This is a genomic window from Roseateles sp. GW821-FHT09G09 (assembly GCF_059415965.1).
Genome location: NZ_JBWKOG010000002.1, coordinates 320,804 through 333,654, shown reverse-complemented (window position 1 = coordinate 333,654; position 12,851 = coordinate 320,804). Strand labels below are relative to the sequence as shown.

Annotated in this window: 13 protein-coding genes, 2 tRNA genes and 1 riboswitch; of the genes, 9 read left to right on the top strand and 6 right to left on the bottom strand. The window is 58.6% G+C overall.

The features are described from left to right. Nucleotides 1-51: 51 nt before the first annotated feature. Nucleotides 52-381, bottom strand: a complete 330-nt coding sequence (locus AC07O8_RS06335; RefSeq protein WP_495047232.1) for a DUF4148 domain-containing protein — start codon at nucleotides 379-381, stop codon at nucleotides 52-54. A 269-nt stretch (nucleotides 382-650) separates the two neighbouring features. Next, complete coding sequence (locus AC07O8_RS06330) at nucleotides 651-929, bottom strand: hypothetical protein (protein ID WP_495047231.1); 279 nt, start codon at nucleotides 927-929, stop codon at nucleotides 651-653. Between the two features lie 14 nt (nucleotides 930-943). Here AC07O8_RS06330 and AC07O8_RS06325 point away from each other — a divergent pair, with 14 nt between their 5' ends. Together AC07O8_RS06325 and AC07O8_RS06320 are read left to right on the top strand one after the other, a co-directional pair. Beyond that, nucleotides 944-1,282 carry a DUF3658 domain-containing protein gene (locus tag AC07O8_RS06325; RefSeq protein ID WP_495047230.1) on the top strand — a complete coding sequence of 113 codons (339 nt, stop codon included), beginning with the start codon at nucleotides 944-946 and terminating at the stop codon, nucleotides 1,280-1,282. Nucleotides 1,283-1,287: 5 nt separating this feature from the next. Next, entirely contained in the window at nucleotides 1,288-1,689 is a 402-nt protein-coding gene (locus tag AC07O8_RS06320; RefSeq protein ID WP_495047229.1) for a HEAT repeat domain-containing protein, read from the top strand. A gap of 116 nt (nucleotides 1,690-1,805) precedes the next feature. On the opposite strand, the gene AC07O8_RS06315 is transcribed toward AC07O8_RS06320, so the two are convergent. The 3 genes from AC07O8_RS06315 to AC07O8_RS06305 all read right to left on the bottom strand — a co-directional run bounded on the left by AC07O8_RS06315 (nucleotide 1,806) and on the right by AC07O8_RS06305 (nucleotide 3,101). Next, complete coding sequence (locus AC07O8_RS06315) at nucleotides 1,806-2,057, bottom strand: hypothetical protein (protein ID WP_495047228.1); 252 nt, start codon at nucleotides 2,055-2,057, stop codon at nucleotides 1,806-1,808. Between the two features lie 204 nt (nucleotides 2,058-2,261). Beyond that, a complete protein-coding gene (locus AC07O8_RS06310) occupies nucleotides 2,262-2,591 on the bottom strand; it encodes a DUF4148 domain-containing protein (RefSeq protein WP_495047227.1) in 330 nt (109 codons plus the stop codon). Between the two features lie 258 nt (nucleotides 2,592-2,849). Then, a complete protein-coding gene (locus AC07O8_RS06305; RefSeq protein WP_495047226.1) occupies nucleotides 2,850-3,101 on the bottom strand; it encodes a hypothetical protein in 252 nt (83 codons plus the stop codon). A 214-nt stretch (nucleotides 3,102-3,315) separates the two neighbouring features. Next, nucleotides 3,316-3,424, top strand: a riboswitch (TPP riboswitch). Between the two features lie 80 nt (nucleotides 3,425-3,504). Between AC07O8_RS06305 and AC07O8_RS06300 the strand changes: the two genes are divergently transcribed. The 4 genes from AC07O8_RS06300 (at nucleotide 3,505) to AC07O8_RS06285 (ending at nucleotide 10,261) form a co-directional block, all read left to right on the top strand. After that, the gene (locus AC07O8_RS06300) at nucleotides 3,505-5,748 is read left to right on the top strand and encodes a TonB-dependent siderophore receptor (protein WP_495047225.1); all 2,244 of its coding nucleotides are present in this window, start codon (nucleotides 3,505-3,507) and stop codon (nucleotides 5,746-5,748) included. 36 nt (nucleotides 5,749-5,784) lie between these two features. After that, nucleotides 5,785-5,860, top strand: a tRNA-Asn gene (locus AC07O8_RS06295). Between the two features lie 103 nt (nucleotides 5,861-5,963). Beyond that, nucleotides 5,964-6,039, top strand: a tRNA-Asn gene (locus tag AC07O8_RS06290). Nucleotides 6,040-6,304: 265 nt separating this feature from the next. Beyond that, nucleotides 6,305-10,261, top strand: coding sequence for an NACHT domain-containing protein (locus AC07O8_RS06285; protein ID WP_495047224.1), 3,957 nt, complete (start codon nucleotides 6,305-6,307; stop codon nucleotides 10,259-10,261). Nucleotides 10,262-10,743: 482 nt separating this feature from the next. Here the strand turns inward: AC07O8_RS06285 and AC07O8_RS06280 are convergent, their stop codons facing one another. Then, a complete protein-coding gene (locus AC07O8_RS06280; RefSeq protein ID WP_495047223.1) occupies nucleotides 10,744-11,034 on the bottom strand; it encodes a helix-turn-helix domain-containing protein in 291 nt (96 codons plus the stop codon). 622 nt (nucleotides 11,035-11,656) lie between these two features. Here AC07O8_RS06280 and AC07O8_RS06275 point away from each other — a divergent pair. The 3 genes from AC07O8_RS06275 to AC07O8_RS06265 all read left to right on the top strand — a co-directional run bounded on the left by AC07O8_RS06275 (nucleotide 11,657) and on the right by AC07O8_RS06265 (nucleotide 12,820). Further along, nucleotides 11,657-12,040, top strand: a complete 384-nt coding sequence (locus AC07O8_RS06275) for a hypothetical protein (RefSeq protein WP_495047222.1) — start codon at nucleotides 11,657-11,659, stop codon at nucleotides 12,038-12,040. Nucleotides 12,041-12,116: 76 nt separating this feature from the next. Further along, nucleotides 12,117-12,311 (top strand): hypothetical protein, encoded by a 195-nt coding sequence (locus AC07O8_RS06270; protein WP_495047221.1) that lies wholly within the window; start codon nucleotides 12,117-12,119, stop codon nucleotides 12,309-12,311. Between the two features lie 47 nt (nucleotides 12,312-12,358). Further along, entirely contained in the window at nucleotides 12,359-12,820 is a 462-nt protein-coding gene (locus AC07O8_RS06265) for a hypothetical protein (protein ID WP_495047220.1), read from the top strand. The last annotated feature ends 31 nt before the right edge of the window (nucleotides 12,821-12,851 follow it).

Here is a 12,851-nt window from a genome sequence, read left to right as displayed (position 1 = left end):
AACGCCGCCAGGACTTGCATCCGGGCGGCGCTGCGAGGGCGGGATCGGAGATCAGCGGGCCGACACGCCTTCGGTGACGGCGCCCTTACCTTCCTTGGCGGCGAAGCGCTGCACCAGGGCGGCGTACTTCGGCGAGGACTTCAGTTCGGCGTAGCGGGCTTCGGCCTTGGCGCGCTGGGTGGCGTTCAGCGCGAAGTCTTCGGTGCGATCGACGGCGGCCAGACCAGACTCGCGATAGATCTCCAGGTCAGCCAGCACTTCGGCGCGGCTCTTCTGGCCCTGCGTGATCGGGTCGAGGTGGCTGTAGCTCTGCGCAAAGGCCGGCACGGCGGCGGCGGACAAGGCGATCAGGGCGGTAGCGATCAGGGTCTTGGCGGTCATGATGGGTTCCTTTGAGAGAGCGTTGGATCGGGGTGTCTGGGGTCTTGGGCCGGCTTCGTTTGCCGATGACTGAAGGTTAGGTGCGGACCCTGTTTGGATAAACGGCCCGCGTCGCAATGGGCCGTTGTGATCGCCGCAACAATCGTCCGCCCTCAGCCGAGCCGGTGCGCCACGCCGAGCTGCCGTCACCTGCGCAACGGACTTCGCAGTCCCCTCCACGAACCACGCGACAGTGCTTGCTCCATGTCTTGAGAGTCGGAATGAATCCCTCAAGCGCCCTCACGACGCCCCTGATTGCGGCCAGGGTTCTTCAACCTGCTGTCGGCCAATTGCTGCTGGATCGAACCCGAGCTGGCGGATGTGCCCGGCGCCGACAGCGGTGCAGCGCTCGTTTGAGCGCTGCGGGCGATGCCCGTGGCGGTGTTGGCCTGGCTCTTCGATATCGGCTTCGCGACGTGGTGTTTCGCGCTGCGCCTTCGCACGGGCCGGTGGCCGGTGAATCGCTGGTGCTGGAGCGTGGTGCCGATCTGGGCGTGTACCCTTGTCATCGACAACCTTCGACATGGCATCTGACTTGGACGACGATCAACACCCGTGGGACGCCCTCTCCGACAAGGAACTCGCGGCCGTGCGCGCGCTGACGCCGGGCGAGGTGTCTCAGGTGGATGCGCTGTTGCTGAGCGCATCCAGCACCAGATGGCAGAAGGTCGCTCTTGTCATCGCCAGGGTGATGAACGACTTCGAACAGAGGTTCCCGGATCTGCCCTTTGAGTTCCTGAGTTATCGCATGCAAGAGCTCGGAGCCCTTGGGACCTTGAAGATCGCTGGCGACCCCTTCCGGTCAAGATACTCGGAGATCCGGCTGAACCAGCCTGCGAATGGCGTTGGCGTCAGCACGTGACGTCCGTGAAATCCATCGAGGCCCTGCTCCAGGAGGTTGAGAGCACGGATCCCGGCGTTCGACATGTGGCGGCGCTCGACCTGATGAACCGCGGCGACGCGCGAGCGGTCCCCGTCCTGTGGAGCGCCATCAATCGGCCAGAGAACCTCAACCATCGCGGCACACTGGTGTATGCGTTGTCTGCCTTCGATCAGTCGGAGCACCTGGAGTCGCTGGTGACCCTAGTCCTCACGGGGAACTTTGAAGTCTCCTGGCAGGCTTTCACAATTCTTGAGGACAGCACCCGCTCCCCTGAATCGCTGGCTCGCATATACGCGCAGCTGGCGCAACATCCCATCAAAAGCCTGACTCGAGAGCATCACGCCGAAGCACTTGAAGCCCTCCTGGAACTTCTCCAGGTCAAGTAGGCGGGCTGCGGCCTTCAGAAAGCACAACGCCCGGCTCAGGCCAGGCGTTTGGGGGGAGCGGTAGAGGCGTTGTCAGCCAGAGGCTCGCTCCATCGATACAGCGCAACCGTCAGGGCTTACTGGGCGGAAGCGATCTGGACCGCGTCGGCGGACGTGTCGCGGCGGCCGGTGATGTAGACGGTCGGCAGCTGTTCGCGCTTCACGGTGATGACGACCGGATCCAGCGTGACGATCGAGGCGCGCATCTCGCGCAGGCCTTCGGCGTGGGCGATGCCCAGGCCCAGCACCACGGCGGTCACGGCGCCGAAGAGGACGGCCTTGACGGTGGTTTCAGTGGCGGAAGCGATGTGGAAGCGGGTGGTGGTCATGTCGTTCTCCTGAGGCGGTTTGCTGTGTCGATGGAGTCAGTGTCGTCATCGACCCACCCGCTTGCGTGCCTCAGGAGACGAAGCTGCGCGGCGGCGGCGTGAACTGCATCTGCGGCGGACAAACGGAAAGTGCCTTTAAACGCTGCAATGGAGAACGCCGCCAGGACTTGCATCCGGGCGGCGCTGCGAGGGCGGGATCGGAGATCAGCGGGCCGACACGCCTTCGGTGGCGGCGCCCTTCCCTTCCTTGGCGGCGAAGCGCTGCACCAGGGCGGCGTACTTCGGCGACGACTTCAGTTCGGCGTAGCGGGCTTCGGCCTTGGCGCGCTGGGTGGCGTTCAGCGCGAAGTCTTCGGTGCGATCGACGGCGGCCAGACCAGACTCGCGATAGGTCTCCAGGTCAGCCAGCACTTCGGCGCGGCTCTTCTGGCCCTGCGTGATCGGGTCGAGGTGGCTGTAGCTCTGCGCGAAGGCCGGCACGGCGGCGGCGGACAGGGCGATCAGGGCGGAGGCGATCAGGGTCTTGGCGGTCATGATGGGTTCCTTTGAGAGAGCGTTGGATCGGTGTGTCAGGGGTCTTGGGCCGGCTTCGTTTGCCGATGACTGAAGGTTAGGCGCGGCCCCTGCTTGGATAAACGGCCCGCGTCGCAATGGGCCGTTGTGATCGCCGCAACAATCGCCCGAGCGCTGCACAAAGCAAGACGCCCGGCATCAGCCGGGCGTCTTGCATGGGAGCGAACCGAGGGCGTCAGTCCGTGGATCGCTCCATCGATACAGCGCGACCTGGGACGTTCACTCGGCCAAGGCGACTTGCGTGTCGACCGCGTCGGCGCTGCGACGGCCGGTGATGTAGACGGTCGGCAGCTGTTCGCGCTTCACGGTGATGACCACCGGATCCAGCGTGACGATCGAGGCGCGCATCTCGCGCTGCCCTTGTGCATGAGCGATCCCGAGGCCCAGAGCCAGCGCCGCGATGGCACCGAAGGCGACAGCCTTGACGGTGGTGTTGGTGGCGGAAGTGATGCTGAGGCGGGTGGCGTTCATGTCGATCTCCTGAAGGCGTTTGCTGTGTCGATGGAGTCAGTGTCGTCATCGACCCGACCACTTGCGAGCGCCAGGAGACGAAGCTGCGCCGCGGCGGCGTGAACTGCATTTGCGGCGGACAAGCGGGAACGGCCATCGGCGCGCGGCAGGCCTGGCCGGAGCCGCGGGCAATGATGCTCGACTAGAATCACCATCACTCGCCGGCCCGCCCGGCGAGTTTCGCTAGGGGTGCTGCGCCATCGATCCGTCGACGGCGCGGCTGAGAAAGTCCCTTTGAACCTGATTGAGGTAATCCTCGCGCAGGGAAGCATGCCTTCGACACGCCTCGTGTCCCGCACGCCGCCTTCTCATCGGCGTGTCCGGTTTGCCGACCTGCCATCGCATTTCTGGCTTCGGCACATCGATGGCAACTTCGTCCGCTCTGAATTCCTTCCCGCTGCATCGGCTCGCGATGGCGCTGATCGCCGCCGGCGTCTCGGTCCATGCCGCCGCGCAGTCGACGACGTCCGCCGCCGCGCCGGCAAATGCATCTACCAATGCTCCGGCCAACGCGCAGGCGACCTCCCCCGCCCTGCCCAGCGTCGTCGTCAAGGGCACGTCCGAAGCGCCCGTGATGGCTGGCGGTTTCGGCGACACGCCGGTCGCCAAGCTCCCGATCCAGGCGAGCATCGTCAGCGCCGAGCAGCTCACCGATCGCGGGCTGTCCAACCTCGCCGGGTTGACGCTGCTCGACGCGAGCGTGGGCGACTCGTACAACTCGGCCGGGTACGTCTCCTACCTGAAGATCCGCGGCTACGACCTCGACAACCGCTTCAACTACCGCCGCGATGGCCTGCCGATCAACGCCGAGACCGCGCTGTCGCTGGCCAACAAGAGCAGCGTCGAGGTCATCAAGGGCACGACCGGCATCCAGGCCGGCACCAGCGCACCGGGCGGCCTGGTCAACCTCGTCGTGAAGCGCCCGACGGTGGAGCTCACCAGCGTGCGCCTCGGCGTCAGCGAACGCGGCACGATCGAGTCCGCGATGGACTGGAGCCACCGCTTCGGCGACGGTCACGGCAACGACAAGGCCTTCGGCCTGCGCGTGAACATCGAGGCCGCCAAGCTGCGCCCCGAACTGCGCGATGCCGACGGCAACCGCTGGATGATGGCCGTCGCCGGCGACTGGCGCGTCACGCGCGACACGCTGGTCGAGGCAGAGGTCGAGATCAGCCGCCAGTCCCAGCCGAGCCAGCCGGGCTTCAGCCTGCTCGGCGACAAGCTGCCCGACGCAAAGGCCATCGATCCGCGCATCAACCTGAACAACCAGTCGTGGAGCCAGCCGGTGGTCTTCGAAGGCCGCACCGCCTCGCTGCGCGTGCAGCATCAGCTGAACGCCGACTGGAAGCTGCAGGCGCACGCGGCGATCCAGCGCCTGGTGAACGACGACCGCCTCGCCTATCCGTTCGGCTGCACCGCGGGCGACGGCACCTACTACCCGAGCACCTACTGCCCCGACGGCACCTTCGATCAATACGACTTCCGCAGCGACAACGAGCATCGCAACAGCGATGCGCTCGACCTGTCCGCGCAAGGCAAGCTGAACGTCCTCGGCATCGAGCATCAGGTGTCGACGGGCGTGCTGTTCTCGCGCTACAAGAGCCGGCTGCAGGGTCAGGCCTATAACTGGGCGGGCACCGGCAACATCGACGGCACGCTGCCGACGGTGGCCGACCCGACGCTGGGCTCGACCAACACGGACCGTACCGAGCGCAGCACCGAGTTCTACTTCCGCGACGCGATGCAGTTCAGCGCGCAATGGCAGGGCTGGCTGGGTGTGCGGCACACGCGGCTGGATCGTGAGTCGTTCAAGGTGAACGTGCCCACGGGCGGGAGCGACGAAGCGACGAGCTATCGCCAGTCGGTCACGACGCCGTGGCTGGGTGTGAGCTACGCGATCGACCCGCAACTGCTGGCGTATGCGAGCTGGGGCGAGGGCGTGGAGTCGGCCGTCGCGCCCAACCTGCCGATCTATGTGAATGCGGGCCGGCCGCTGGCGGCGATCCGCAGCAAGCAATGGGAGATCGGTCTGAAGTCGGGCAGCCGCACCGTGGACTGGTCGATCAACTACTTCGACATCAGCAAGCCGGCGACGAGCGATGTGCCGGTGGTGGTCGGCGGCGAGGACCTGCTCGAAAGCCGCATCGATGGCAAGCAGAACCACCGCGGCGTGGAAGCGCAGGCCGACCTGAAGTGGACGGGCGGCGGCCTGATGGCGAGCGCGATGAAACTGCGTGCCCGCCGCGACGACAGCGCGGACGCGGCGCTCAACGGTCTCAAGCCGACGAACGTGCCGGAGACGGTGCTGAAGCTGCAGGCGCGGCACGGCGCGGGCGTCCCCGGGCTGGAGCTCCTGGCGGGCGTGGTCTACGAAGGCAAGCGGATGGTGGTGCCGGACAACTCGGTGGCGATCCCGAGCTGGACACGCCTGGACCTGGGCGCGCGCTACGAGCAGAACGTCGGGCGGCAACTGCTGATCTGGCGCGTCGGCGTGGACAACGCGACGAACCGTCGTGCGTGGCGCGAGTCGCCTTACCAATACGGCCACGTCTACCTGTACCCGCTCGCCAATCGCACATGGCGTGCGTCGGTGGAGTGGGTCTTGTGAGGGTCTGATTTTTCTGTGTATACTCTTAGGCTCTGATCCCCGATAGCTCAGTCGGTAGAGCGCCGGACTGTTAATCCGTAGGTCCCTGGTTCGAGCCCAGGTCGGGGAGCCAAGGTCAGAAAACGAAGGTCCTCGGACCTTCGTTCTTTTTCAGCCGGTGTCCGACCGAAGACGCTGGCCCAAGAATTCAGATCGATTGGATCTGAGCAGACTTTTCCTCGATAGCTCAGTCGGTAGAGCGCCGGACTGTTAATCCGTAGGTCCCTGGTTCGAGCCCAGGTCGAGGAGCCAAAATTGAAGCCCCCAACATCGCAAGGTGTCGGGGGCTTTTTCTTTTGGCGCGCGGCGAGGCCTCGATTCGCGCGCCGTCTTCCTAGAACTTTTCCAACCGTAGAGGACTGTGAACAGTTCTTATGCGCGGTTGCAACCAGCCGCTCTCACCGCGACGAAGCACGGGCGTGTCGCCCCCCCCCTCGGAATCGCTGATGGATGTCTCACCGCGCATGGCATACGCTTCAAAACGAAACAAGTGCATCAGCACGATAAGGGAGGACCAATGAACGACTATCAGCTCGAACGCCTAAACACGCGCTCATTTGAACAGCTCGTTCAATCGCTCTCGCTATCCGTTCTCGGCCAACAGGTAGTTATTTTTGGCGACGGACCGGACGGCGGACGAGAGGCTTCCTTTGTTGGTATCGCAGATTACCCCAAGGCTGCTCCGTGGGACGGTTACGGGACGATTCAAGCCAAATTTCTGCAACAGCCAGCGGCCAAAGCCAAAGATAACGCCGACTGGGTACTTGCACAACTGCGAGGCGAATTTGAAAAGCTCAAGCCAGCGCCCCGCCGTCCTACAAGTGCGGCCAGAACTGCGCAGAAACGTATGTGCCCGGATTACTACGTTTTTGCAACTAACGTACGACTTAGCCCATATCTGACGGCCGGCGGAAAAGATCGAGTTACCGCATTTCTAGAAGAGAAGAAGCGAAGCCATGGTCTTCGCGATTTCGCCATCTGGGACGGCGATCAAATTTGCCGAATGCTGGATGGCAACGCATCCATCAGAACTAGTTTTCTCCCGTTCATTGTTTCTGGCGACGTGCTATCAGCAGTCATTGCTGAGATCAAACCGCGTCGACCAGATTTCGCTTCGATAATGCAGAGGCATTTGCAGCATGAATTACTTGATGATCAATACGCAAAATTGAGCCAAGGCGGCTATACCAACGCCAATCAAATCGCCCTCTCCAACGTTTTTGTCGACCTCCCTGTCGAACGATCCAACAATACTATTGCCACGGGCGCGGAACCCAACCAACAACGAGACACAATACTCACCAATATATTCCGCGAGGCTGCGCTCGTGCTTAAGCCTTCGATTCAGCTACCATCACACGCCGCAATTGCACAGAATACACAAGAAGGAAGCGGACGCTTTGTAGTTATTGGCGGACCCGGACAAGGAAAAACCACCGCTGGAGTGTTCGCATGTCAAATTATGCGAGCATCCCTACTCCGAGCAACAGCTAAGCGATTTGACTCGGCAGTAGAACGCGCACTTAACGAAGTGTTAAGTCAGAGCTCTTCCTTGCCTCCCCTGTCCGCCTATCGTTACCCCTTAAGAGTAGATTTAAAGAAACTTGCAGAGTCTTTGGCAGCATCGGACGGAAATGGCGCAACATCGCTCCTCGAGTTTCTGACGAGACAGATCTCGGCTCGGACCACAAGTCATATTGAAAGCTCGGACTTTCGCCTATGGCTCCGCAGCTATCCTTGGCTGCTAGTTCTAGACGGCCTTGATGAAGTACCAGCCTCGAGTAACCGGGCATTGATGATGGACGCCATCAATGACTTTGTAAGGATCGAAGCATTCCAGGCAGATGCCGATCTTTTGGTTATTGCGACGACGAGGCCTCAAGGATATTCTGATGAATTCGACACGACCAACTACGCCCACCTGAATCTCTTACCCTTACACCCGAAGGAGGCGCTGCATTACGGAAAACGGTTGGCCGAGGCTCGCCACGCAGCTGCCAGAACTCGCATCGACGATCTCACCAAAACCCTTTCGTTGGCTGTCGCTAACCCCGCGACCGCGCGGCTGATGGAATCGCCACTCCAGGTGACGATCATGCTGTCCCTGATCGAACTAGGTGGACACCCACCGGAACAACGTTGGCAGCTATTCTACCAATATTACGATACGATTTTCAAAAGAGAAAAGGAGCGCGGCACCGGATTCTCAAAAATTCTTCAAGACTATGAGGCAGATATTCATTGGATACATCATCGAGCAGGGTGGATTCTTCAACAGCGAAATGCAGAAGTCGGAAGAACTGCGGCACGCCTTACTCATACAGAATTCGATCAACTCGTCCGCAGTCGTCTACTCTCCAAAGGGCATGAGCAAGACGCGCATCTAGAATATCTAGTTTCACAGATTCGCAAGGCGGCAACCGACCGCCTAGTTCTATTGGTTGGAAATACTGAGCACGAGATCGGATTTGAAATTCGCTCGCTTCAAGAATTCATGGCTGCGGAACACGTCTTCGACGGGGAAGATACGCGCGTCAAGGAAACCCTAGAAAAAATCGCCGCCTTTCCATACTGGAGAAATGTCGTTCTATTTATTGCGGGGCGAATATTTTTTGCCAAAGAATCCTTGGTGGATTCTCTAATCTCCATATGTGGCGAGTTGAATGAACCGCTAAACGACAATGCCAATGCACTCACCCTAGTCGGGTCGAAACTAGCGCTAGCAATGCTTGCCGACGACGCATGTCGGAAGCAGCCAGCCAACATTCGTCGCCTAGCGCGCCTAGCTTCACTTCTATTTGATCGCCCGCTCTGGGAAGAACGGCAGACTCTAGTCTCTCAGTTTAAACGTGAAGCTGGAGCGATTCTGATTGGCGAATCAACTGATCGCGCCGTCGGCGGTGGATTTCCCTTTGGCACATGGACATGCATTATTATCCTGGCCGAGGAAGGCGAAGAATGGGCAAGAACTTTAATCGCCGAGAAATTCCCCTGGAATGATCCGGAGCTGAACACATTTCTCCTCTATCATTTTGATGGGGGAGACACTATGGGTGGATTTTTTGCCAATGTGTTGACACACAACCTTAAGAAGGCGAGCTTCCAGTTCATCGTTCGCCAATTGCGAAGAGCAAGAGCACCAGGGCTCAAGAATCAATTCGATCAAACTATTGTCGAGGGAATTTTAGCTCTTGGCTCACGTAATGAAATATCGCTAGTTTCAAAACAGCAGCGCGCCCTCCACAACAGCCTATCCGGCGTATTCGATATCGATAAATACGAAAAGCTTAAATTAAATGGAGAGGACTTATCCGAAGCACATATCGATTGGCGTCAACTCCAATGCTGCGCCGACTTTCTAAGAAGTCCGACGGAAAGCACCTTGGTGGAGCACTTCGCCAAATTTCTAAAGCACACTAATAAGTTCGAACCCTCGTACATTTTCCCATGGCAGTTCAATGTGTGCTTGGAAGCGCTGGGGCAAGGGGCTCCGCTAGCTGAAGTCGAGCAATCCATCATGGAGGGAAAACTCGGAACTGCTTCACTTTGGTCCCGTTGGGCAAAGCTTCGAAAGTTGCCCATCGCATGGCTTGGGCAGCCAAATAAGTTCGAAGTTGGGGACAAAGCATTTGGCGCCGCCTTTTGTGGCACCGGATGGCAACACAGTGTCGCAAATGTTCAGGAAGAGATTGTGTTCCTGAAGGAACTGACGGCTGCTCTACCAAGCCTATCACCCGATAGCACTATCACCGCAATACTTACTCAGCTATCCGCCTTCGGGCTAAGTAAGGTGGCTAAACGCATCACCCTTGCGGATATTCCGCCCCTTCAAGACTTTCTCCACGCAGCACACGCTTACGGGCATAGCGTGGCGGGAGAGTTGGCGCTTGCAATACTTTTAGCAAGTATTCCAGGGGACAGGAAGCTTGATCTTCTAAAGGATATCAAGTGGAGTCTGCGCGAAGGGTTCTGGTTGACCGAATCCCCTGACAACAAGGAGGAACTAGAAATTGCTTGGCAAGAGGTCTTCAATCTCGCTGCTGCGCGCGGCATAGAGCAAGATGTATGTTGCGGACTCAGCTTGTCTCCCCCGTTAACATGCATGAGTATGGTACCCGCGCTTCTAAGAGCGAAACTCCACAATGGGACGCAGGCTCAAAAACATGCGGCACGCCTGCTCACGGTCGGCGGCTTGGATTTTTCATCGACGCCACTAAAAGACTTTGCCCATGAAATACTAAACTTGGCTCGTGAAAATCCTAGATGGGTATCCAGTTGGATCGCGCATCTAGACACAATTGGTGTGCACGAAAAAAATCACGAGGCACTGTTAGTGGAATTACTATCTGCGAAGGACGATTCGGTTCTAAGCCGTTTTGGCATAAAATGGATGCGGATCTTGGAAAAGATAGTTGATCGACGGGTTGCGCCGATTAGCCTTCCAGAGCCTAACGCCACCTCAGCGGCAATATGATATAAAACGATAAGCCAAGCAGCCATCGGTTTACTAAGCGCCATATCGCCCTCAACGACCTGCCCTACGGAGAGGGAGTGTCGAAATATCTTGTCTTGCAGAATCGCCATTTCTATCGGCTTCGCTGATCTGCGCATTGTGATAAAGGGCGACGAGAACTTGGCGGAGCGCATACGCGCATTATTGTCATGGCGACGTGAAATTTAGTCGTATTGCGGAGCTCCGAGCAACTTAAGCGGGTATCGGTGCTGTGCCGCTGTGAGGTGGGCACGCCGTAGCGGCGCTATGACCGCCATCTACTTACAAGACGAGTAAGGAAATTCATCCGGGGGCGACAAGCGTCTTTGCAAGTTGCCGCACGACCTAATACCGGTTGCCGGACTAATTGAGGCTCATTCCCGCTCTGTCTACGCACCAATCGCAACGGCAACCCGTTCAATTGTCGGCCCCGCGTTTTCGCGCACCTGAACAAAAGGGGCTGTTCAGTCTTCTAGCTTAAGCATGAGGGCAAATTGGCTCGCCCTCACCGCTCGCTCCTCCGGCCGCAACTGGTGCAATGCCAGTAGTAGCGCGGCTACACCTTCGTCTTCGCAGTAGAAGTACGCCAGAGGTGCCCGCAGTGCCCGTGCAATGGCCTGAGCAGTCTGCACCGGCGGCTCATGCACGCCTGACTCGTATCGGCTGATGCGGGCCCTGCTGCTGGACTCATCGATCCCGATGTCCACGCCGACCTTCTCCTGAGACCACCCAAGCTCCTCCCTGCGGGCGCGCATTCGGCGTCCGACGACAGAGGTGCTTGAGCCACGAGACATGTTTCGAGTCTCGTAACAGCGCACATAATTGTCGTTACGTTAGTCGTAACACGCACCTAGGGCCTTGCCCTTCCGCATCACTCAACCAAGGAGGTCTTTGTATGTCCTTTGCGCCTGAGCGCCTCGCGTCCGCGGTCATGCCCGCTATCACCCTCTCACTGTTGCTTGCCGCATGCGGCCGATCGGAGGATGGGCCCCCGTTGCCTCCAGAGATGCCGAAGCGCGAGCTCATCGAGCAAGCAAAGCAGCAGATCGTTAGCCGTTTGAATGACCCTTCATCTGCCCAGTTTCGCAACGTCGAATGGCAGACGCCTGTTGAGCTAGTTGTGCTCTGTGGCGAGTTCAATGCCAAGAACGGATTCGGCGGCTACGGGGGCTTCCAACCGTTCTATGCAGTGCAGCCTGGCCTACTTGAGAAGGGACGCTATGACCCAGAGAGTCCCCTGGTAGTACACGTTAACGAGAGGGGTCCTTGCCGATAGCCCCTTGTCCTTCCCACCTAAGCGCCCTCGGAGCAATCCCTGGGCGCTTTTTCTTTGCCTAAAAGGAAATGCCTATGCTTCTACTTGGCGATACGAACGCCATGAATTCTTATTTCAACCAGCACCAGGACAAAGACCTAAGCGGAGAGTTCCTCCAACGCCTAGGCGATTTAGATGAGTATGACTGCGACTATGGCGATTTATTGAACATCGCAGTCTTCGCGCCAGAGGATCAAGCGGAGTGCGCCACTGCATATATCGGCTGCTCGGCACTTGAGATGCGCGGCAGCGGACAACCTCATGGAACCATCGATTTCTCACCCTCCTGGGATGAAATTCTTGAAATGGAGCATTGGTATGGTCTTCTCTACATTATTAGAGATGACGGCTTCGGGGTGTTCCTTTTAATCCCCAAAAATTCCACAGACTTGCGTCTACTCGCCATGCTGTCCGAGTTCAGCACGAACCAAAGGGCGCGAATATGAGATTCATTCCTCAACCACCAGGCCACCTTCGTGTGGCTTTTTTTATGGGCGTTTCAAAACGCAATGGAGCTAACCAATGAGTTTGAAGGTCGAGGACATCATCCAGGCGCTCAGCCCGGAGTTGCGGGAGGCATGGGAAGAACGTAGCGCTGTGAGGGAGTTCGATGGCGGACTGGATCGCGACGTCGCCGAGGTCTTGGCGCTTGTGGATCTGGCCGGCATGTATCAGGACGCGTTCATCGACACGCTTCAAAAAATGAGACGCGGATAAATCTGCATCTTATATGAAGGAACAACCTTCATTAACAAGGAGATTAAATGTCAGAAGCATCCAATCTGCGCGTCCTTACCGTCGCATCTTGCCCTTCCCTTTCTGGTCGCTCCAACCTCATTTTCCACGTTGGCTGCGATGAAGAAAAGTCCATCCACATGCGTGTGGTTGAAAACTCTGGGAAGGGATATTTCAACAACAAATGGATTTCTTTCAAGGCCGTCGATGACCTTTTGCCGGACGACACGCCTCTCACGTTCAACACCCTACAACCGCTCTACGCAGGGCTGTCGATCAATAACGCCGGCTTCCTATTGGCGGCGCTGAAGTCTGTTGGGGTGGTCGAACTCAACCCGGAAAACCCACGGGTTCACAAGCGAGGAGCTGTCGAGAGTTTCGTCTTCGGCATTAATGCTCTGGCTGAAACGGAAACCTCACTAGGCGACAACGCCCGGCCCGAAAGCGGAAAGGGGCGCAGAAAGGGGGTTAAAGCAACGACGGACCAATAACTGTAGGTTGTATTTCTAGTCCGCAGGTGCC